Origin of the sequence: Lentzea tibetensis, from assembly GCF_007845675.1 — a bacterium.
GTDB classification, from domain to species: Bacteria; Actinomycetota; Actinomycetes; order Mycobacteriales; family Pseudonocardiaceae; genus Lentzea; species Lentzea tibetensis.
The window spans coordinates 17,326-36,266 of sequence record NZ_VOBR01000010.1 but is presented as its reverse complement, the minus strand read 5'-3'; the positions used below and the strand labels follow the sequence as shown (position 1 = coordinate 36,266).

22 protein-coding genes and 1 pseudogene are annotated in these 18,941 nt (G+C 70.2%); 15 read left to right on the top strand and 8 right to left on the bottom strand.

What is annotated here, in order from left to right; all coding sequences use genetic code 11:
* Positions 1 to 3: 3 nt before the first annotated feature.
* The 5 genes from mltG to FKR81_RS17340 are packed head-to-tail and all read left to right on the top strand — an operon-like array spanning position 4 to position 4,930.
* Entirely contained in the window at positions 4 to 1,230 is a 1,227-nt protein-coding gene (gene mltG, locus FKR81_RS17360; protein WP_146353105.1) for an endolytic transglycosylase MltG, read from the top strand.
* Positions 1,231 to 1,241: 11 nt separating this feature from the next.
* The gene (locus tag FKR81_RS17355; protein ID WP_222598294.1) at positions 1,242 to 2,039 is read left to right on the top strand and encodes a shikimate dehydrogenase; all 798 of its coding nucleotides are present in this window, start codon (positions 1,242 to 1,244) and stop codon (positions 2,037 to 2,039) included.
* A 49-nt stretch (positions 2,040 to 2,088) separates the two neighbouring features.
* The gene (locus FKR81_RS17350) at positions 2,089 to 3,942 is read left to right on the top strand and encodes an aromatic amino acid lyase (protein WP_407936527.1); all 1,854 of its coding nucleotides are present in this window, start codon (positions 2,089 to 2,091) and stop codon (positions 3,940 to 3,942) included.
* Positions 3,939 to 4,625, top strand: a complete 687-nt coding sequence (locus FKR81_RS17345) for an O-methyltransferase (protein WP_235921602.1) — start codon at positions 3,939 to 3,941, stop codon at positions 4,623 to 4,625. Before FKR81_RS17350 ends, FKR81_RS17345 begins: the two co-directional genes overlap by 4 nt.
* On the top strand, positions 4,622 to 4,930 hold the full coding sequence (locus FKR81_RS17340; RefSeq protein ID WP_146353103.1) for a MoaF-related domain-containing protein: 309 nt from the start codon (positions 4,622 to 4,624) through the stop codon (positions 4,928 to 4,930). The genes FKR81_RS17345 and FKR81_RS17340 overlap by 4 nt, the downstream gene beginning before the upstream one ends.
* Here the strand turns inward: FKR81_RS17340 and FKR81_RS17335 are convergent.
* Positions 4,927 to 6,117 (bottom strand): cytochrome P450 family protein, encoded by a 1,191-nt coding sequence (locus tag FKR81_RS17335; protein WP_146353102.1) that lies wholly within the window; start codon positions 6,115 to 6,117, stop codon positions 4,927 to 4,929. The genes FKR81_RS17340 and FKR81_RS17335 overlap by 4 nt on opposite strands.
* The gene (locus FKR81_RS17330) at positions 6,114 to 7,226 is read right to left on the bottom strand and encodes a cytochrome P450 family protein (protein WP_146353101.1); all 1,113 of its coding nucleotides are present in this window, start codon (positions 7,224 to 7,226) and stop codon (positions 6,114 to 6,116) included. Before FKR81_RS17330 ends, FKR81_RS17335 begins: the two co-directional genes overlap by 4 nt.
* 63 nt (positions 7,227 to 7,289) lie before the next feature.
* Here FKR81_RS17330 and FKR81_RS17325 point away from each other — a divergent pair, with 63 nt between their 5' ends.
* Entirely contained in the window at positions 7,290 to 8,225 is a 936-nt protein-coding gene (locus tag FKR81_RS17325) for an aldo/keto reductase (RefSeq protein WP_146353100.1), read from the top strand.
* A 7-nt stretch (positions 8,226 to 8,232) separates the two neighbouring features.
* Here the strand turns inward: FKR81_RS17325 and FKR81_RS17320 are convergent, their stop codons facing one another.
* The 3 genes from FKR81_RS17320 to FKR81_RS17310 are packed head-to-tail and all read right to left on the bottom strand — an operon-like array spanning position 8,233 to position 10,657.
* Positions 8,233 to 8,598 carry a hypothetical protein gene (locus FKR81_RS17320; RefSeq protein WP_146353099.1) on the bottom strand — a complete coding sequence of 122 codons (366 nt, stop codon included), beginning with the start codon at positions 8,596 to 8,598 and terminating at the stop codon, positions 8,233 to 8,235.
* A gap of 23 nt (positions 8,599 to 8,621) precedes the next feature.
* Positions 8,622 to 9,989, bottom strand: coding sequence for a sensor histidine kinase (locus FKR81_RS17315; RefSeq protein WP_146353098.1), 1,368 nt, complete (start codon positions 9,987 to 9,989; stop codon positions 8,622 to 8,624).
* Positions 9,986 to 10,657: a response regulator gene (locus FKR81_RS17310; protein ID WP_407936528.1), complete on the bottom strand. Its 672-nt coding sequence runs from the start codon at positions 10,655 to 10,657 to the stop codon at positions 9,986 to 9,988. The genes FKR81_RS17315 and FKR81_RS17310 overlap by 4 nt, the downstream gene beginning before the upstream one ends.
* 108 nt (positions 10,658 to 10,765) lie before the next feature.
* On the opposite strand from FKR81_RS17310, the pseudogene FKR81_RS45025 reads away from it, so the two are divergent.
* Positions 10,766 to 11,254: pseudogene (locus tag FKR81_RS45025) on the top strand (phosphatase PAP2 family protein); the annotation flags it as partial.
* Between the two features lie 192 nt (positions 11,255 to 11,446).
* Here the strand turns inward: FKR81_RS45025 and FKR81_RS43610 are convergent.
* From FKR81_RS43610 to FKR81_RS17295, 3 genes are read right to left on the bottom strand one after another with little or no spacing between them, the layout of a single operon-like run.
* Complete coding sequence (locus FKR81_RS43610; protein WP_186763035.1) at positions 11,447 to 11,713, bottom strand: HPr family phosphocarrier protein; 267 nt, start codon at positions 11,711 to 11,713, stop codon at positions 11,447 to 11,449.
* 27 nt (positions 11,714 to 11,740) lie between these two features.
* The gene (locus tag FKR81_RS17300) at positions 11,741 to 13,033 is read right to left on the bottom strand and encodes a PTS transporter subunit EIIC (protein WP_146353095.1); all 1,293 of its coding nucleotides are present in this window, start codon (positions 13,031 to 13,033) and stop codon (positions 11,741 to 11,743) included.
* Positions 13,030 to 13,791, bottom strand: coding sequence for a GntR family transcriptional regulator (locus tag FKR81_RS17295; protein ID WP_146353094.1), 762 nt, complete (start codon positions 13,789 to 13,791; stop codon positions 13,030 to 13,032). Before FKR81_RS17295 ends, FKR81_RS17300 begins: the two co-directional genes overlap by 4 nt.
* Positions 13,792 to 13,899: 108 nt before the next feature.
* On the opposite strand from FKR81_RS17295, the gene FKR81_RS17290 reads away from it, so the two are divergent.
* The 8 genes from FKR81_RS17290 to FKR81_RS17255 all read left to right on the top strand — a co-directional run bounded on the left by FKR81_RS17290 (position 13,900) and on the right by FKR81_RS17255 (position 18,913).
* Positions 13,900 to 14,133, top strand: coding sequence for a glucose PTS transporter subunit EIIB (locus FKR81_RS17290; RefSeq protein WP_146353093.1), 234 nt, complete (start codon positions 13,900 to 13,902; stop codon positions 14,131 to 14,133).
* Positions 14,130 to 14,585, top strand: coding sequence for a PTS sugar transporter subunit IIA (locus FKR81_RS17285; RefSeq protein WP_146353092.1), 456 nt, complete (start codon positions 14,130 to 14,132; stop codon positions 14,583 to 14,585). The genes FKR81_RS17290 and FKR81_RS17285 overlap by 4 nt, the downstream gene beginning before the upstream one ends.
* Before the next feature lie 185 nt (positions 14,586 to 14,770).
* Complete coding sequence (locus FKR81_RS17280) at positions 14,771 to 15,283, top strand: prepilin peptidase (RefSeq protein WP_235921601.1); 513 nt, start codon at positions 14,771 to 14,773, stop codon at positions 15,281 to 15,283.
* A 13-nt stretch (positions 15,284 to 15,296) separates the two neighbouring features.
* Positions 15,297 to 16,493, top strand: a complete 1,197-nt coding sequence (gene aroC, locus FKR81_RS17275) for a chorismate synthase (protein ID WP_146353091.1) — start codon at positions 15,297 to 15,299, stop codon at positions 16,491 to 16,493.
* Positions 16,490 to 17,008: a shikimate kinase gene (locus FKR81_RS17270; protein WP_146353090.1), complete on the top strand. Its 519-nt coding sequence runs from the start codon at positions 16,490 to 16,492 to the stop codon at positions 17,006 to 17,008. The genes aroC and FKR81_RS17270 overlap by 4 nt, the downstream gene beginning before the upstream one ends.
* Positions 17,005 to 18,111 (top strand): 3-dehydroquinate synthase, encoded by a 1,107-nt coding sequence (aroB, locus tag FKR81_RS17265; protein WP_146353089.1) that lies wholly within the window; start codon positions 17,005 to 17,007, stop codon positions 18,109 to 18,111. Before FKR81_RS17270 ends, aroB begins: the two co-directional genes overlap by 4 nt.
* A complete protein-coding gene (aroQ, locus tag FKR81_RS17260; RefSeq protein WP_146353088.1) occupies positions 18,108 to 18,536 on the top strand; it encodes a type II 3-dehydroquinate dehydratase in 429 nt (142 codons plus the stop codon). The genes aroB and aroQ overlap by 4 nt, the downstream gene beginning before the upstream one ends.
* Positions 18,533 to 18,913 carry a VOC family protein gene (locus tag FKR81_RS17255; protein WP_235921600.1) on the top strand — a complete coding sequence of 127 codons (381 nt, stop codon included), beginning with the start codon at positions 18,533 to 18,535 and terminating at the stop codon, positions 18,911 to 18,913. Before aroQ ends, FKR81_RS17255 begins: the two co-directional genes overlap by 4 nt.
* The last annotated feature ends 28 nt before the right edge of the window (positions 18,914 to 18,941 follow it).

Here is an 18,941-nt window from a genome sequence, read left to right as displayed (position 1 = left end):
GCCTTGAGCGACGATCTCGGGTTGTTCGACCCCGACGTTGATGTTGAGCGTGAGCGTCGCCCCAGCACCAAGAGCAAGGCACGTGCGGCGGCGGCCCGCAAGAAGCGCAAGCAGAAGAAGACGGTCCTGTGGATCGTCGTGGCGATGGTGCTGGCACTGGGTGCCGGCGGCGCCTACTACGGCTACCGCGAGCTGCGCGGCATCGGTTCGTGGGACGACTACTCCGGCACCGGTGAGAGCGACGTCATCATCGAGGTCAAGGACGGCGACCCGGTGAGCGAGATCGCGTCGACGCTGCAGAAGAACGGCGTGGTGGCGAGTCCCCGCGCGTTCACCGAGGCCAGCAAGACCGACCAGCGGGTCACCGCGATCCAGCCCGGCTTCTACGTCATGAAGACGCGCATGTCCGGTGCGTCGGCGGTCGCGCGCATGATCGACCCGAAGACGAAGGTCGGCGCGCTGCAGGTCGTGGGCGGCGTGATCCTGCGCGACCTGACCGGTGGCGACGGCAAGGTCGTGAAGGGCATCTACACCCAGCTGTCCGAGGCGAGCTGCACGGAACGCGGCGGCCAGAAGGTCTGCGTGCCGGTCGAGGAGATCAAGGCCGCGGCCGAGACGGCGGACCCCGGCGCGCTGGGCGTGCCGGACTGGGCGATCGCGGACGTGAAGGCCGCGCCGCCGGAGTTCCGGCTCGAAGGCCTGATCATGCGCGGCGTGTACCAGGTCAACCCCGGTGTCTCGGCGGTGGAGATGCTCCGCGGTGTGATCACGGCGTCCGCGCAGAAGCTGCAGGGCTACGGCATCCCGAGCAACACCGGTGACACGGGCTTCCGGCCGTACGAGGTGCTGGTCATGGCTTCCCTGATCGAGAAGGAAGGCATCGAGAAGGACTTCGGCAGCGTCTCGCGGGTCATCTACAACCGGTTGAAGCTGCCGATGAAGCTGCAGTTCGACTCCACGGTCAACTACAAGCTGAACCAGCCGCACATCCGCACGTCCGACGCGAACCGCCAGGCCGCCGGTGCGTACAACACCTACAGCACGGGTGGTCTGCCGCCGACGCCGATCGGCTCGCCGAGCATCAAGGCCATCGAGGCCGCGCTGAAGCCGGCGGACGGCAACATGATCTACTTCGTGAAGTGTCAGAAGGACGGCACGTCCTGCTTCTCGGACAACCAGGAACAGCACGACATCTACGACGCGAAGGCACGGGCGGAGGGCGTTTTCTAGTGAGGGCAGCGGTGATCGGTTCGCCGGTCGCTCACTCGCTTTCCCCGGTGCTGCACAACGCCGCGTACGCGGCGCTCGGGCTGTCCGGCTGGACGTACGAGCGCATCGAGTGCGTGGCTGAGGAAGTGCCCGCGTTGCTGGCGGGACTCGGCCCCGAGTGGGTCGGCCTGTCGTGCACGATGCCGAACAAGCGCGCGGCGCTGGCGGTCGCCACCGAGGTGACCGCCCGCGCCGCTGCCGTCGGTGCCGCGAACACCTTGGTGCGCACGGAGAACGGCTGGCGCGCTGACTGCACCGATGTGGACGGTGTCGTGGGTGCGTTGCGCTCGGTCGGCTTCTCCGGTGGTGGCCGCGGCGTGCTGCTCGGCGCGGGCGGCACCGCGACGGCGACGCTGGCCGGGTTCGCCGAGCTGGGCGTGAAGGACGTTTCCCTCGTGGTGCGCGAACCTTCGCGTGCCGAGGAGGCCGTCGAGTGCGCCGCGCGCGTCGGCGTCGAGGTCTCCGTGCTGCGGCTGTCCGATGTGGACCTGGGTGAGCTCGCGTCCACTTCGGACGTTCTCGTGAGCACCGTTCCTGCGGAGGCGACCGCGACGGTCGCGGACGCGCTGGCGCGGGCCCCGTTCGTGCTGGACGTGATCTACCACCCGTGGCCGACGCCGGTCGCGACCGCGGTCGAGCGCACCGGGAGCAAGCTCGCGACCGGGCTGGACATGTTGCTGCACCAGGCTTTCGGCCAGGTGGAGCAGTTCACCGGCCATTCGGCCCCGCGCGACGTGATGCGGGTGGCCCTGCGCGAAGCCCTCGGCTGAAACTTTCGGCCACACCGGGGGCTGTTTCGCTTCCCACCGATCGTCTCACGTGGTTACTCTGCGCCCGAACAAAGTCGTTTGGGTCCGGACGAGCCCGCTGGACCCATCATGCCGGCGCTGCGGCTGCGCCGGTGGGCGGGGCCGTGCGGGTCGATGCGGTGGGCCGGGACTCCGCGTGGGCGCGGGGGTTTCCGGTGAGGGACCGTCCGCCCGCACGGCCCGCCTCTTTCGGTGCGCCCGGCTGAGACGTCGGGCATCCTTCGGCCAGAACGGGGTGCGGAGGCGATGCGATTCGCGTGCGCTGTGGTTGCCTGCCGCCGTGCCGTCACTTCACGTTGGTTCCGATGATCTGACTGTCACGGCCACCGCCGTTGTGGCCCGTGAACCCGGCGTACTGGACGTCGCCGTGGACCCGAGCGCTGAGCTGCGCATGAACGAGTCCGTCAAGCTCATGCGCGACCTGATCGCGACCGGGCAGCCGATGTACGGCATCACCACCGGCTTCGGTGACAGCTGCACGAGGCAGATCAGCCCGGACAAGGTCGTGGCGCTGCAGCGCAACCTGATCCGCTACCACCTCAACGGCAGCGGCCCCGGTGCCGCGCGGGACGTGGTGCGCGCGACGATGCTCGTGCGCGCGAACTGCCTGGCGCGCGGGTACTCCGGCGTGCGCCCCGAGGTCGTGCGGCAGCTGCTGGACTTCCTCCGCCACGACATCGTGCCGGTCATCCCGGAACGCGGCTCCGTCGGCGCGAGCGGTGACCTGGTTCCCCTGTGCTACCTGGCGTCCGCGCTGACCGGCGAGGGCGACGTGTGGTTCCGCGGCTCGGTCGTCGACGCGGCGGACGCGCTGCGCGAGTGCGGGCTGGACCCGCTGGTGCTGGGGCCCAAGGAAGGCCTCGCGCTCATCAACGGCACGTCGTTCATGTCCGGCTTCGCCACGCTGGCGTGCGCCGACGCGGCCGAGATCGCGCACGTGGCGGACGTGTGCACCGCGCTGGGCATGGAGGCGCTGCTCGGCAACCGCGGCCATTTCGACCCGTTCATCCACGCGCAGAAGGCGCACGCGGGTCAGGTGCGCAGCGCGGGGACGATCCGGTCGCTGCTGGAGGGATCCACGCTCACCCGCGACGACCACCACGTGCTGCGGGCGAACACGGCCTTGGGGGACAACAGGTTCCTCAAGCTGGAGCACCCGATCCAGAACCGCTACTCGCTGCGCTGCGCGCCGCACGTCGTCGGAGTCCTGCACGACACCCTGGACTGGGCGCGCGGCATGGTCGAGGTGGAGATCAACTCGACGAACGACAACCCGCTGTTCGACGTGGACGCGGGCGCGGTGCGCAACGGCGGCAACTTCTACGGCGGTCACATCGGTCAGGCGATGGACTCGCTGAAGACGGCGGTGGCGAGCGTCGGCGACCTGCTCGACCGTCAGCTGGCACTGGTGGTGGACGAGAAGTTCAACAACGGGCTGACGCCGAACCTCATCCCGTTCCTCGCCGACGACGACGAGACCGGCCTGCACCACGGCTTCAAGGGCACCCAGCTGGCCGCCTCCGCGTACACCGCCGAGGCGCTGAAGCTCACCATGCCCGCGACGTCGTTCTCCCGCTCGACCGAGGCGCACAACCAGGACAAGGTCAGCATGGGCACGATCGCGGCCCGCGACGCCAGGACGGTCGTGGAGCTGGTCCGCGAGGTCGCGGCGATCGTGCTGATGGCGCACTGCCAGGCGATCGACCTGCGCGGCGCGGAGGGCCTGGCCGACGGCACCCGCGCGGTGCACTCGCTGGTGCGCTCGAAGGTCACGTTCCTCGACCGGGACCGCAGGCTGGACGGCGACATCGCCGAGGTCGTCGAGCTCATCCGCTCCGGCGCGGTCCGGGCGGCGACCGCGTGACGCCGCCGCGGTTCGGCGAGGTCAAGCACCTGCCGGTCACCCAGGCGCTGCGGGACTACATGGTGCGCCACTCGTCGCCGCTGGACCCGGTGACGGCGAGCCTGCTCGACCGCACGGCCGAGCTCGGTCACCCGGCGCTCATGCAGGTCCCGGCCGAGCAGGCCACCCTGCTGACCCTGCTCACGTCGCTGACCGGCGCCACCGTCGCGATCGACGTCGGCACGTTCACCGGTCTCTCCGCGCTCTCGATGGCCCGCGGCCTCGCGCCGGGCGGCCGGGTGATCACCTGCGACGTCACCGACGACTGGGGGATCGCGCGGGAGCACTGGGAGAAGGCAGGCCTCACCGACGTCATCGACTTCCGCGTCGGCCCGGCGCTGGAGACGTTGCGGTCGCTGCCTGCCGACCTCGTGGTCGACATCGCGTTCCTCGACGCGGACAAGGACAACTACGAGAACTACTACCGGCTGCTGCACCCCAGGCTGCGCTCCGGTGGCCTGCTGCTCGTGGACAACGTCCTGTTCAACGGCTACGTCATGGCACCGGACTACGCGGACCCCGGCGTGATGCGGGACAGCGCGCACGCGCTCGCGGCGTTCAACAGCGTGCTCGCCGCCGACGAGTCGATGGACGTCGTGATCCTCCCGATCTCCGATGGGCTCACTGTCGCCAGGAAGAAATGAGAACTCCCTTGTCCCACCCGCTCAACTACCGCGTCGACTACGGCGACTGGGCCTTCGACTACGACCTCAGCGTGCCGGGGAAGCTGAGCTACACCGGCGCCACCGAGGCCGTCCGTCACGTCGACGAGACGGTGGACGTGTCGGTGGTCCCGGTGGCGTCCGAGGTGTTCGTGGTGAGCTTCACCGAGCCGAGCGCGTCGATCGTGTCGGTGCAGGACTTCGGACGGCGAGTGGTCAACACGTGGTTGACCCTCGTCGCCGACAACTCGTTGGTGCACATGACGGGTGAGCTGATTCCCGCTTAGTCCCTGCTGAGCTTGACCGGGAGGGTGTCCAGGCGGCGCATGAACATGCCTGGACGCCACCGGACGTCCTCCGCCGCGACGGCGAGCTCGATGCTGGGGAAGGTGTCCAGCAGCACGTCGAGCGCGACGGTCGTCTGCATCCGGCCGAGCTCGGCGCCGAGGCAGCGGTGGTTGCCGTGGCTGAAACCCAGGTGTCCCTTGGGACAGCGGGCCACGTCGAACCGGTCCGGCTCGGCGTACTTGGCGGGATCGCGGTTCGCCGCGCCGGTGGACACCAGGATCAGTTCGCCCGCGGGGATCGTGACGTCCGCGAGCTCGAGCGGGTGGTCGAGGTAGCGCGGGGTCAGCATGCGGAACGGCGTCTCGTAGCGCAGGACCTCGTCGATGGTGCCCGGCAGCAGTGACCGGTCGGCGCGCAGGCGAGCCAGCTGCTCCGGGTGCTGCACCAGCGTCAGCACGCCGCTGCCGATGACGCTGGTCGGTTCGAGTCCGGCGATCAGCAGCAGGGTGATCATCGAGATCACCTCCATCTCGGCGAGCACACCCTCGTCGCCCGCCCGCACCAGCGTGGTGAACAGGTCGTCGGCGGGCTCGGCGCGCTTGAGCTCGATGATCTCCCTGGCGAACGCGTGCAGCTGGCGGCCCGCGTCCTCGACCTCCTCCTTGGTCGGCGCGGTGAGAATCGCGGTCTCCCACAACGGAAAGCGGTCCTGGGCGTCCACGGGCACGCCGAGCAGCTCCGACTGGAGGATCACCGGGAGCGGCCGTGCGTAGGCCTCGATCAGGTCGACCTCGCCGGACGGGATGGCGTCGAGCAGCCCGCGCGCCACCTCCTCGACGCGGGGCCGTGCCGCTTTCAGCCTGCTGGGGCTGAAGAACCCGCTCACCAGTCCGCGCAACCGGCGGTGGTCCTCACCGTCCTGGTCGAGCATGCTGCGCCGCAGTTCCCTCGGCAGCTTGGGTTTGCGCTCGCCGTTGACGAGGTTCTGCTTCACCACCTCGTGCCGGTGCTTCACCAGGTCCCGGTGCAGCGACGGGTCGGCGAGCACCGCCCGTGCGTCCTCGTAGCGGGTGAGCACCCACATGCGGAAGCCGCCGTTCTCGACCGGCACCGCCGCGCACGACTCCCGCATCTCCGCGAGCGACGGGTACGGGTCGTGCATGAACGCGCGGTTGAGCAGTTTCATGAGAGCTCCACGGGAAGTGTTGTCAGCACGTTGACGAGCGGGGTCTGGCGCCAGGACACGTCTTCCGCGCGCAGAAGGGCGTGCGGGAACCGTTCCGCGAAGACGGCGATGCCCACCTGCGCCTGCAGCTCGGCCAGGTTCGCGCCGAGACAGCGGTGGATGCCGTGGCTGAACGCCAGGTGCTGGTTGTCGCGGCGCCGGACGTCGAACCGCTCCGGCTCGGGAAAGCGCTCCGCGTCGTGGTTCGCGGCCAGCAGCGAGCACAGCACGATGTCGCCGCGCGGGATCGTGATGCCGTCGACCTCGACGGGCTCGGTCGCCATCCGGAACGCCGACATCTGCAGCGACGGGTCGATCCGCAGCGTCTCCTGCACCGCGGACGGCACCAGGTCCGGCTTTTCGCGCAGCGCGGTCAGCTGGTCCGGGTTGGTCAGCAGCAGGTGCAGACCCTTGGCCAGCAGCTGCGCGGTGGCCGTCTGGCCGGCGATCATCAGGATGAACACCATCGAGCTGAGCTCGTCGTCGCTGAGCCGGTCCCCGCTGTCGCGCAACGAGATCAGTCGCGTGACCATGTCGTCGCGCGGCTCGTCGCGGCGCCGCCGCACCAGGTCCGCCGCGTACTCGGACAGGCTCGCGGTGGCCGCCATGACCTCCTCGCTGAGCGTGAGCAGCTCCATGACGAACATGTCGGACCACCGCCGCACGTCCGGCGCGTCCTCGGGATCCATGCCGATCAGCTCACCGAGCACCCGCGTGGCGAGCGGTCCCGCGAAGTCCTCGACGAGGTCCGCCTCGGCGCCGCACGCGTCCAGCAGCTCGTGGGCGATGCGCTCGATCCGCGGCCGGTGCTCGGCGATGCGCCGCACGGTGAACGTCGGCGCGACCAGCCTGCGCAGCCTGGTGTGCGCGGGCGGGTCGCAGTTGAGCATGTCGCTCGCCACCGCGGCCTGCACCGACTCCGGCAGTGCCGCGAGCGGCGCCTGGTCGCCCATCTTCCTCGTGTCGTTGGACAGCCGCGGATCGGTGAGCACCTGCCTGGCCTCGTCGTAGCGGGAGACCAGCCACACCTTGCGACCGTCGGGCAGTGCGATCGGATCGACGGAGCTCATCTGTTGATGCTAGGGACGACAAGCTCGACTAAAGTCCACATCTCTCGCAGTTAGCGTGCGCTGGTGGACCGCAGGAAGCTCGCACCGGACGTCGAAGTGCACCCGCTCGGACTCGGGACCGCGACGTGGACGGACGTCGCCGACGCGACGAAACAGGCGCACGCCTTCATCGAGGCGGGCGGCTCGCTGATCGACACCGCCGACATCTACCTCGGCGGCCGCTGCGAGACCGTCGTAGGACAGTTGTGGGACAACGGGATCGCGCGCTCGGACGTGGTGCTCGCCACCAAGGCCGCCGGCGTGCGGCCGGGCGAGGCGAACGCCACCCGCGCACACTTGCTGTCCTCTTTGGACACCTCACTGAGCAGGTTGCGCACCGACCACGTCGACCTGTGGCAGCTGCACGTGTGGGACCACAAGACGCCCGTCGAGGAGACGCTGAGCGCTCTCGAGACGGCCGTCTCAAGTGGTCGCGTGCGCAACGTGGGCGTGTGCAACTACGCGGGCTGGCAGACCGTCCGCGCCGCGCTCGGCCCGGTGCCGCTGGTGACGACGCAGGTCGAGTACTCGTTGCTGGAACGCGGCATCGAGCGCGAGGTCGTGCCCGCGGTCACCGAGCTCGGCATGGGCGTGCTCCCGTGGGCGCCGCTCGGGCGCGGCGTGCTCACCGGCAAGTACCGCAAGGGCGTGCCCGCGGCCAGGGAGAACAGCGACTTCTTCCGCTGGTACGTCGGCCACCACCTGCGCGCCGACCGCACCGCGCTGATCGTCGAGGCCGTGTCGGCCGCGGCGGAGCTGCTCGAGACGACCGCGCTCGGCGTGTCGCTGGCGTGGGTGCGCGACCGGCCGGGTGTGGTGGCGCCGATCGTCGGCGCGCGCAACGTCGACCAGCTGCTCGAGACGCTGTCCGTGCTCGACGTCGTGCTGACGCCCGAGATCCGCGGGCGGCTGGACCACGTGTCCGCGCCGTACATCGGCTACCCCGAGTCGGGCGTCTAGAACACCACTAGCCGTCGCAGGCGAAGCCCGGCTTCGTGCCCGCGACGCGCAGTCCCGCGCTCGTCGCGGTGCAGCTGAGCTGGGCGTAGCCGGAACCGGTGAGCGAGCCGACCTCGATCGGCACGACGACCACGGTGTCGCGGAACTCCACCGGGGCGGTCGTGATCGGCAGGTCGGTCGTCAGCCCGTCGGCCCGCTCCTGCTCGTTCGGCCCGGTCAGCAGCGCCTGCAGCGGTGAGGCGACGGTGAACTCGCCGGTGATCACGCGGGTGCGCCGCACCAGCGCGCCGTCGGCGGACAGGAAGTAGAGCGTCACCTCGTTCGACCTGACGGTCGGCGCGGGGCCACCGGTCAGCACGCCGGTCGGACGCACGCCGCACGCGGTGACGAGAAGGGCTACCAGGGCAAGCGCAACACGAACAGCGCGCCTCCCTCCGGTCGGTTGGCCGCTTCGATCGTGCCGCCGTGCAGGCGCGCGTTCTCCCATGCGATCGCCAATCCCAGCCCGCTGCCCTCTGATCGGGTGCGGGCCGTGTCCGCCTTGTAGAACCTGTCGAAGACGTGGGGGAGCACCTCGGGCGAGATGCCGGGCCCGCGGTCGCTCACCTCCAGCCGGTCGGGGCGCAGCACCACGCGGACCGGCGGCCCGCCGTGGCGCAGCGCGTTGCCGACGAGGTTCGCCACGATCACGTCCAGCCTGCGCCGGTCGACCCGGCCCGTGACGCCCGTCGGCAGGTGGGTCTCGACGACGCCGGTCCAGCCGCGCGCGGCGAGGCTGTCCGCGACCGCGGTGCCGATGTCCCACTCGTCGAGCACCAGCTCGTTGCGCGCCTCGTCGAAGCGCGAGATCTCGATGAGATCCTGCACGAGCCGGGTGAGCTTGCGGGTCTCCTCGGACACCAGCCGTGCCGCGACGGCCGTGTCCGGCGGCAGGTGCTGCGCGTCCTCGTCGAGCACCGCGGTGACGGCGTTCATCGCGGTGAGCGGGGTGCGCAGCTCGTGCGACACGTCCGCGACGAACCTCCGTGACGCGGCCTGGCTCGCCTCCAGCGCCTCGGCCGCGCTGTTGAACGTCCGCGCGAGCTCGGCCAGCTCGTCCGAGCCGATCGGTTCGATGCGGGTGTGCAGCTTGCCGTCACCCAGTGCGCGGGCGGCGGTGCCGAGCCTGCGCACCGGCCGCAGCACGCCGCGTGCCGCGAGCAGGGCCAGCGCCAGCGCGAGCGGCAGCACGAGCGCCACGGCGATCCACGCCCACTGCGCGAGGTTCGTGATGGCGCGTTCCGGGCCGACCAGCGGGGAGATCGTGTACACCTCGACACCGCTGGGGCTCGCCGCGCCGTTCTCGCCGGGCTTGAGCACCGGGATGCCGACGACGAGCGAGGGCTGGCCGTCGGCGACGACGCGCTGGAACAACACGGTGCTGCTGGTGCGCATCTCGGTGCGCAGCTCCGCCGGGATGCTCGCCAGGTCGGGGCCGGTCTGCGAGCGCTCGTCCTGGTAGACGACCACGACGTAGGACTGCAGCGAGGTGGCGAAGTCGTTGAGCGTCTGCTGGGTCGGCGGCAGTTCCAGCCGGTTCGCGTACGCGGTGACCTCGTCCTTGAGCGGGTTCATCACCTCGTTCTGCGCGTCGTCGAGCAGCGTGTTGCGGGCGGTGGCGTAGCTGGCGCCGCTCGCCGCGACCGCGCCGAGCAGCGTGACGACGGTGAACGCGGCCATGAGCCTCGGCCGCAGGCCGCGCCAGAACGCCAGGCGGTGGATCATCTCGGGCCGAACCGGTACCCGAACCCGCGGACGGTGTGCACGTACTTCGGGTCGGCGGGGACGTCCTCGATCTTGGCGCGCAGCCGTTGCACGCACGCGTCGACGAGCCGCGAGTCGCCGAGGTAGTCGTGCTCCCACACCGCCTCGAGTATCTGCTGGCGGCTCAGCACGCGGCCGGGCGTGCGGGACAGCTCCAGCAGCAGCTTCAGCTCGGTCGGCGTGAGGCCGACCTTCTCGTCGTTCTTGGTGACCTCGAAGCCCGCGCGGTCGATCACCAGCTCGCCGTGCCGCTCGCTGTTCGACGGCTCGGTCGTCGACGTGCGGCGCAGCACCGCGCGGATGCGCGCGTCCAGCACCCGCGGCTCGGTCGGCTTGATCACGTAGTCGTCCGCGCCCGCCTCCAGCCCGGCGACGACGTCGAAGTCGTCCCCGCGCGCGGTGAGCATGATGATCGGCACCTCGGCGATCGTCCGCATGCGGCGGCACGTCTCGAAGCCGTCGATGCCGGGCAGCATCAGGTCCAGCACCACGATGTCCGGTCGTCTCGTGCGCAGCTGCTCGACGCCCTCTTCGCCGGAACCCGCCGCCTGCACGTCGTGACCCTGGCGGCGCAGTGCGAGCTGCAGTCCTTCGCGCACCGCCGGGTCGTCCTCGACCAGTAGAACCATCACCACCCGGCCCATTATTCGCACGGCCGGGTGATCTCGCCCGGTCTGTAGCAGAACCATGACATCGCGCGGACCAGGCCGGGAAGTCCGGTGCGGACAGTCGGAGACATGATCGGTTGTGTCGCCGCGTTCCTGTTCGCCTACTACGCGCTCGTGCTGACGTCGTTCGGTCAGCGCGTCGAGAACACCGCACTGCAGGAGATCTCGCTGGTCAGCTCACTGGGCTGGCTGGAGACCGCCGTGGTCGTCGCCGGCGTCGCGGTCGTGCTGCTCGGACGGCGGCGATGTCTGCCCGCGCTGGCCGTCCTGGGTGGTTCGATCGCGTTGTCGCAGGTGCTGAAGCTGTCCGTGCTGGAGCGTCCGCTGCTGGACGACAACGCGGTGGTCGTCCACAACAGCTTCCCCAGCGGGCACGTGACGGCCGCTGCCGCCGCCGTGGTGGCGATCGCGATGGTGCTGCCTCGGCGCGTGGTGTGGCTGGCCGTGCCGCTGGCCGGCTTCCCCGCCTACGTGGCCTACGAGACCCTGGCGCTGGGCTGGCACCGGTTCAGCGACGCGCTCGGCGCCGCACTGCTCGTGTCCGTGGTGTGCTGCCTGGTGCTGCGGGCCTGGACGCGCGGTGCGCTGGTCCCGGTCGTGATCGCCGCGCTCGGCATCTACCTGATGGTGTTCAGCTCGGTGCCGTCGACCTGGCTGGCCGCGGCCTCGGTGTTCGCTCTGTGCACCTACTGCGTGGTTGTCGTCAGGGCCACATCCACTGCCGCGGATGTGGCCCTGACGACGAGCGGATCAGTCGTCGAGGTCGGTCGCGATGATCGCGGCGATCGCTTCGAGAGCGGTGTCAGCGCCGTCTCCGTCGGCGGTGAGCACCACCTCGTCACCGTGCATTGCCCCGAGCGTCATCAGTCCGAGCACACTCGCGGCTTCCACGGGGTCGCCGCCGTCCTTCCTGATGGTGACCTGCACCGGCTGGTCGGCGGCGGCCTTCGCCAGCAGTGCGGCCGGTCGGGCGTGCAGTCCGACCTTGCTGGCCACGGTGACCCGTCGCTCCGGCATGATCCGTCCTCTTCTCGTTCTCGCTAGCTACTTTTCGTTCCGCGCCGAGGTGCTGACGCTCTCATCGGTCTCGGGCGACTCGTCGTCCTCGCGACCCGGCGTCTTCAGGTTCCACTTCGTGATCACGAAGCGGAACAGGAAGTAGTAGATCGCCGCGTAGACGAGGCCGATCGGGATGAGCATCCACGCCTTCTGGCCGATGCCGAAGTTGAGGATGTAGTCGATGGCACCCGCGGAGAACGAGAAGCCCATGTGGATGTCCAGCGCGTTCGTGATCGCCAGCGCGGTACCCGTGAGGAACGCGTGGATCAGGTACAGCGGCCACGCCACGAACATGAAGGCGAACTCGAGCGGCTCGGTCACACCGGTGATGAACGACGTGAGCGCACCGGCCAGCATGATGCCGCCGACGAGCTTGCGCTGGTCGGGACGCGCGGTGTGCCAGATCGCCAGAGCCGCGGCGGGCAGCGCGAACATGAAGATCGGGAAGAAGCCCGTCATGAACGTGCCGGCCGTCGGGTCCTTGGCGAAGAACCGGTTGAGGTCACCGGTCACGTCGTTGGTCTTGCCGAACACGAACCACATGAACGTGTTGATGATGTGGTGCAGACCGAACGGGATCAGCAGCCGGTTCGCGATGCCGTAGACACCCGCGCCGACGACCGTGCTGCCGGCGATGGCGTTGCCGAACTTGGTCAGACCCGAGTCGAAGATCGGGAAGATGAGCGCGAAGACGACGCCCAGCAGCACCATGACACCGGCGGTGATGATCGGCACGAACCGGCGGCCACCGAAGAACGCGAGGTACGGAGGCAGCTTGATGCGGTAGTACTTCTGCCACAGCAACGCGCTGATGACGCCGACCATGATGCCGGCCAGCACTCCGTACGGCCAGGACATCGGCATGGTGCCGAGCTGGTCGGGAGTCAGTGTGGCTGGTGCTTTGTCGTTGAACTCGTGAAGCGGGTTGGGCTTCTTGTTCAGCACCTGGACGACCCGGCTGAACACCAGGTAACCGACGACCGCGGCGAGCGCGGTCGAGCCGTCAGCCTTGCGTGCGAAACCGACGGCGACACCGACGGCGAACAGCAGCGGCAGGTAGTCGAACAACACGCCGCCGGCACCGCCGACGACGGCCGCGAGGTCCTGCCCGAACGTGGTCTTCCACCTCCCGAGCAGGTCGTCCTGACCCAGTCGGAGCAGAAGACCGGCTGCGGGCAGAGCCGCGATCGGCAACATGAGGCTGCGACCCAGGCGCTGCAACGCGGCTAGGCCCTTGAACTCGCGACCGCCGGTGGCCTGTGGGGCGCTGGCGCTCATCGGGTACCTCCCTTGGCGGAGAACGGTCCGGAACCCGGGACGGTCCGGTCCAGCTGCATGGTCACCTGGTAGAGATCGCCCCGGTACCAGGAAGTCATGTCCTCCACCGCGCGGCCGGCACTGCTGGCGACGCGGCGGAAGACGAGGAGCGGGCTGCTCTTGCGAACCTCGAGCAGCTTCGCGGTGTCCGGGTCCGCGGCTTCGGCCCAGACGGTTTGGTGAGCGTGGTCGAGCTGGACGCCGTAGCTGTCGGCGATCAGCGTGTAGAGCGAGACCGCGAGGTCGTGCCGGTCGAGGTTCGGCAGCATCCGCGGGCTGTACCAGCCGCGTTCGACGGCGAGCGGTACGCCGTCCGCCCTCCTCAGCCTGGTCAGGCGGAACGCGGGCTCCTGCGGTCCCAGATCGAGTGCGGCCGCGGTCGCCGTGCCCGGCACCGCGCGTGTGCAACCGATCAGGTCTGTGCTCGGGGTGAGTCCCCGGTGCACCATGTCGTCCGTGAACGACTCCAGGTACAGCTGGGCGTCCAGCCTGCGGCGCGCGGTGAACGTTCCGCGCCCCTTCGCCCTGGTCAGGAGTCCTTCAGCGACGAGCTGGCCGACCGCGGCGCGCACCGTGATGCGGCTGACGCCGTACCGCTCGGCCAGGTCGCGCTCGGACGGGATGGGCGAGCCGGGAGCGAGCTCGTCCTCGGCGAGACGGCGGAGGATTTCGCGGAGTTGTGCGTGCTTGGGCTTGGGCCCGTCCACGATCTCGCTCATCCGTCACCGCCTCAGTGGTACTTTCCGGTCTAGACCAGTTGGTGCGGGAGAATGCTCCCCGCACATCGCGGGTGTCAACCGCTGTTACGGGAACGAGAGGTACTTCAGGTGGCCTACGACGCGAAGAAGATCATTGAGGCGCTGGGCGGTGCCGACAACATCGTCGAGATCGAACCCTGCATCACCCGCCTCCGCTGCGAGCTCGAGGACGGGTCGGTCGTGGACGAGAAGGCCCTGAAGGCGCTGGGAGCGCACGGTGTCATGCGTTCCGGCAACGTCGTCCAGGTCGTCGTCGGACCTGAGGCGGACACGATCGCGTCGGACATCGAGGACCTCCTGTGAGCCTCCGCGTCGGCAGCCCCGTGGCCGGGCGCGTGGTATCGCTCTCAGCGGTCCCGGACCCGGTGTTCTCGCAGGCGATGGTCGGGCCCGGCGTGGCCGTCGAGCCGTCGCGCGGTCCGTCGGACGTCGTGTCGCCCGTCGACGGCACCATCGTCACGCTGCACCCGCACGCGTTCGTCGTCGCCACCGGTGACGGGGCCGCGGTGCTCGTGCACCTCGGGATCGACACCGTGAAGCGCAAGGGCGAGGGCTTCACGCTGCACGTCGTGAAGGGCGAGAGCGTGCGCGCCGGTCAGCCGGTCGTCACCTGGGACCCGGCCGAGGTCGAGGCCGCCGGGTTCGCGCCCATCTGCCCCGTCATCGCGCTGGACGCGTCCGCCGAGGTGCTGGCCGACCTGGCGACCGATGTGGACGTCAAGGCGGGCGACGCGCTCTTCACCTGGTCCCGCTGACACGATCGGGGCTCCTCGCAGCCGCGGGGAGCCCCACGGCGCCGGAATTGTCGGTGCTGGCTGAGAGAATGAAAGCAGGGGTCCCCCAGGCGGGGACGCCTGCGTGAGCGAACTCGCCGCGTGAACGGGCCGTTCACGGCACCACCTGATTGCCTCGCCGCACCACCGGCCGCGACCGTGGACGTGTGGTCGAACTGTGCGGGTGGGTGGCGGGAGCGGTGGGCGGCTCGGCGTTCCGGCGCTGGGGCGTCAGTCCACTGTGGTCCGGCGCTCTCGTGGGTCTCCTGTGGACGGTCGCGCCGCGTCCGCTGCCGATGGCGCTCGCCTGGTTCGGCGTCCTGCTCGCCGCCATCGACCTGGAGCACCGCCGCCTCCCGGACGTCCTGACCCTCCCGCTGTACCCGGTCGTCGCGGTCCTGTGCGCGCACGAGTGGCGCAAGGCGCTCATCGGCTGTGCCGCGTTCGGCGGCGTCCACCTGGTGACACGCCTGGTGAACCCGCGCGCGATGGGCGGCGGTGACGTCAAGCTGGCGGGCGCACTGGGCGCCGCTCTGGCCGTGCACGACTGGTTCGCCCTGGTGTGGGCGACCGGGCTCGCGAGTGCGGTCACGCTCGCGATCAGTGTCGTCACGCGCAGGCGCGAGGCGCCGCACGGGCCCGGCCTGCTGGCTGTCACCTGGTGGGTGACCGCGCTGTGAAAGGATTGCCCACGTGCTGCGTTGGATTACCGCTGGAGAGTCTCACGGGCCCGCACTGGTCGCCGTGCTGGAGGGCATGCCCGCCGGGGTCGAGGTCACGACCGCCGTGCTGACCGAGCAACTGGGCCGTCGCAGGCTCGGGTTCGGGCGCAGTCCGCGGATGAGCTTCGAGGTCGACGACATCGAGATCCTCGGCGGCGTGCGCCACGGCCGGACGCAGGGCGGCCCGATCGCCGTGCGCATCGGCAACACCGAGTGGCCCAAGTGGCAGAAGGTCATGTCGCCCGACCCGGTCGATCCGAGCGAGCTCAAGCCGACCGGCCGCAACGAGGCGCTGACCAGGCCCCGGCCCGGCCACGCCGACCTGCCCGGCATGCAGAAGTTCGGGTTCGACGAGGCCCGGCCCGTGCTCGAACGCGCCAGCGCCCGCGAGACGGCGGCGCGCACGGCGCTCGGCACGGTCGCGAAGGAGTTCCTGCGGCAGCTGCTCGGCGTCGAGATCGTCAGCCACGTCGTGTCCATCGGCACGGCGAAGAGCCCGGAGACCGTGCACCCCGGCCCGGACGACCTGGCCGCCATCGACGAGAGCCCGGTGCGGTGCTTCGACCCCGCGGGCACCGAGGCGATGATGGCCGAGGTCGAGGCCGTGCAGAAGGCCGGTGACACGGTCGGCGGCGTCATCGAGGTACTTGCGTTCGGGCTGCCGCCGGGCCTCGGCTCGCACGTGCACTGGGACCGGCGCCTCGACGCGCGGCTCGCCGCCGCGCTCATGGGCGTGCAGGCGATGAAGGGCGTCGAGATCGGCGACGGGTTCACCACCGCCGAGCGGTGGGGCAGCCAGGCGCACGACGAGATCGACCGCGGCAGCGGGCCGGTCGGCGTGACCCGGCGGTCCAACCGGGCCGGTGGGCTCGAAGGCGGCATCACCAACGGCGAGCCGCTGCGCGCCCGTGTCGCGATGAAGCCCATCTCGACCGTCCCGCGCGCACTGGCCACTGTGGACGTTCGCACCGGCGAGGCCGCGACGGCGATCCACCAGCGTTCGGACGTGTGCGCCGTGCCCCGCGCGGGTGTGGTGCTGGAGTCCGTCATGGCGCTGGTGCTCGCCGAGGCCGCGCTGGAGAAGTTCGGCGGCGACTCGCTCGACGAGACGCGCCGCAACGCCCACGCGTACCTGAAGGCGCTCGAAGCCCGTTGGGAGGGGCTGTGAGCCCGAAGATCGTGGTGCTGGGCCCGCCCGGAGCGGGCAAGACGACCGTCGGTGAGCTGCTCGCGAGCAAGCTCGGTGTGCCGTTCCGCGACGTCGACTCGGACATCGTCGAGACCGCGGGCAAGCCGATCTCGGACATCTTCACGCAGGACGGCGAACCCGCTTTCCGCGCCATGGAAGAGGAAGCGGTCGCCAAGGGCCTCGCGGAGCACGACGGCGTGCTCGCGCTGGGCGGTGGTGCGGTGCTGTCCGCGACGACCCGCGACAACCTCAAGGGGCACACGGTCGCGTTCCTCAACGTGGGCATGGCCGAGGGGGTGCGGCGCACCGGGATGTCCTCGGCGCGGCCGCTGCTCACCGGCGTGAACCCCCGTTCGACTTTCAAGGCGTTGCTCGACGCGCGCATGCCGCTGTACCGGGAGGTCGCGACGGTCGAGGTGCTGACCGACGCGCTCGACCCGGAGCAGGTGGCCGACACCATTCTCGAATTCTCAGCGATCAAGGGAGTGGAATGACCGAGCCCGTGCGCATCCGGGTCGCGACCGCCGAGCCGTACGACGTGGTCGTCGGCCGAGGACTGCTCGGCGACGTGGTCGAGCACGTGCGCGGCGTCGTGAAGGCCGCGATCATCCACCCGCCCACGCTGACCGCGACCGCGGACGCCGTGCGCGACGAACTGATCGCCGTCGGCGTGGACGCGCACCGCGTGGAGATCCCGGACGCCGAGGACGGCAAGGACCTCGCGGTCGCCGGTTTCTGCTGGGACGTGCTCGGCCGCATCGGGCTGGGCCGCCAGGACGTCGTCATCGGGCTCGGCGGCGGTGCGGTCACCGACCTCGCCGGGTTCGTCGCGTCCACCTGGATGCGCGGCGTGCGCCTGGTGAACGTGCCGACGACGCTGCTCGGCATGGTCGACGCGGCTGTCGGCGGCAAGACCGGCATCAACACCGACGCGGGCAAGAACCTCGTCGGCACGTTCTACGAGCCGGACGCCGTCTTCGTCGACCTCGCGACGCTGGAGACGTTGCCGCGCAACGAACTCGTCGCCGGCATGGCGGAGATCGTGAAGGGCGGCTTCATCGCCGACCCGGTGATCCTCGACCTCGTCGAGAAAGATCCCGCCGCCGCGCTGGACCCGACCGGCGACGTGCTCGCCGAGCTGGTCCGCCGCAAGATCCAGATCAAGGCCGACGTCGTGGCGAACGACCTCAAGGAGTCGTCGCTGCGCGAGATCCTCAACTACGGCCACACGCTCGGTCACGCGATCGAGCGGCGCGAGCGGTACAAGTGGCGGCACGGAGCGGCGATCAGCGTCGGCCTGGTGTTCGCCGCCGAGCTCGCCCGCCTCGCCGGCCGCCTCGACGACGAGACCGCGGACCGGCACCGCGCGGTGCTGAAGTCGCTCGGCCTGCCCACCACGTACGACCCGGACGCGCTGCCGCAGCTGATGGAGGGCATGCGGGTCGACAAGAAGAACAAGTCCGGCGTGCTGCGCTTCGTCGTGCTGGACGGCCTGGCCAAGCCCGGTCGGCTGGAAGGTCCCGACCCGTCGCTCATCGCCGCCGCGTACTCGGCCGTCGCCGCCGAGGCCAAGGGACCGGGGACGGTGCTGCTGTGAAGGTCCTCGTCCTGAACGGCCCGAACCTCGGCCGCCTCGGCACCCGCGAGCCGGACGTCTACGGCGCCACCACGCACGCCGACCTCGCCGCGCTGTGCGTGGAGGAAGGCGCCGAGCTCGGGTTCGACGTCGAGGTCAGGCAGACCGACCACGAGGGGGAGATGCTCGGCTGGCTGCACGCGGCCGCCGACGCGGGCACCCCGGTCGTGCTGAACGCGGGCGCGTGGACGCACTACTCGATCGCCGTGCGCGACGCGTGCTCGCAGCTCACCGCGCCGCTCGTCGAGGTGCACATCTCGAACGTGCACAAGCGCGAGGACTTCCGGCACCACAGCTACATCTCGGCCGTCGCGTCCGGCGTCATCGTCGGGCTGGGCGTCGAGGGCTACCTGCTCGCCCTGCGCTGGCTGGCGCTGCGGAAGTGACGCTGCACCACGTCGAGCTATGGGTGCCGGACATGGCTCGGGCCGAGTCGACGCTGGGGTGGCTGCTCACCGCGTTGGGCTGGACCGAGTACCAGCGCTGGTCAGCGGGTGTGAGCTGGAAGATGGACCGCACGTACGTCGTGGTCGAGCAGTCACCGGCCATGACCGGGGGACATGACCGCATGCGGGCGGGACTCAACCACCTCGCCCTGCACGCCGGCACCCGCGCCGAGGTCGACGCGGTGACGGAGCAGGCGTTGTCGCACGGGTGGACGCTGATGTTCGCGGACCGGCACCCGCACGCGGGTGGCGACGATCACTACGCCGCATACCTGGAGAACAGCGACGGTTTCGAGGTCGAGCTCGTCGCCGCATGACACCGGGTTATCGCCCACTCGGGTGAGT

Excerpts from the sequence above, each read along its gene's own strand:
- FKR81_RS17340 (WP_146353103.1), top strand. The coding sequence starts at position 4,622 with ATGAGAACTCCCTTGTCCCACCCGCTCAACTACCGCGTCGACTACGGC.
- FKR81_RS17335 (WP_146353102.1), bottom strand. The coding sequence starts at position 6,117 with ATGAAACTGCTCAACCGCGCGTTCATGCACGACCCGTACCCGTCGCTC.
- FKR81_RS17330 (WP_146353101.1), bottom strand. The coding sequence starts at position 7,226 with ATGAGCTCCGTCGATCCGATCGCACTGCCCGACGGTCGCAAGGTGTGG.
- FKR81_RS17315 (WP_146353098.1), bottom strand. The coding sequence starts at position 9,989 with ATGATCCACCGCCTGGCGTTCTGGCGCGGCCTGCGGCCGAGGCTCATG.
- FKR81_RS17310 (WP_407936528.1), bottom strand. The coding sequence starts at position 10,657 with ATGGTTCTACTGGTCGAGGACGACCCGGCGGTGCGCGAAGGACTGCAG.
- FKR81_RS43610 (WP_186763035.1), bottom strand. The coding sequence starts at position 11,713 with ATGCCGGAGCGACGGGTCACCGTGGCCAGCAAGGTCGGACTGCACGCC.
- FKR81_RS17300 (WP_146353095.1), bottom strand. The coding sequence starts at position 13,033 with ATGAGCGCCAGCGCCCCACAGGCCACCGGCGGTCGCGAGTTCAAGGGC.
- FKR81_RS17295 (WP_146353094.1), bottom strand. The coding sequence starts at position 13,791 with ATGAGCGAGATCGTGGACGGGCCCAAGCCCAAGCACGCACAACTCCGC.
- aroB (WP_146353089.1), top strand. The coding sequence starts at position 17,005 with ATGACCGAGCCCGTGCGCATCCGGGTCGCGACCGCCGAGCCGTACGAC.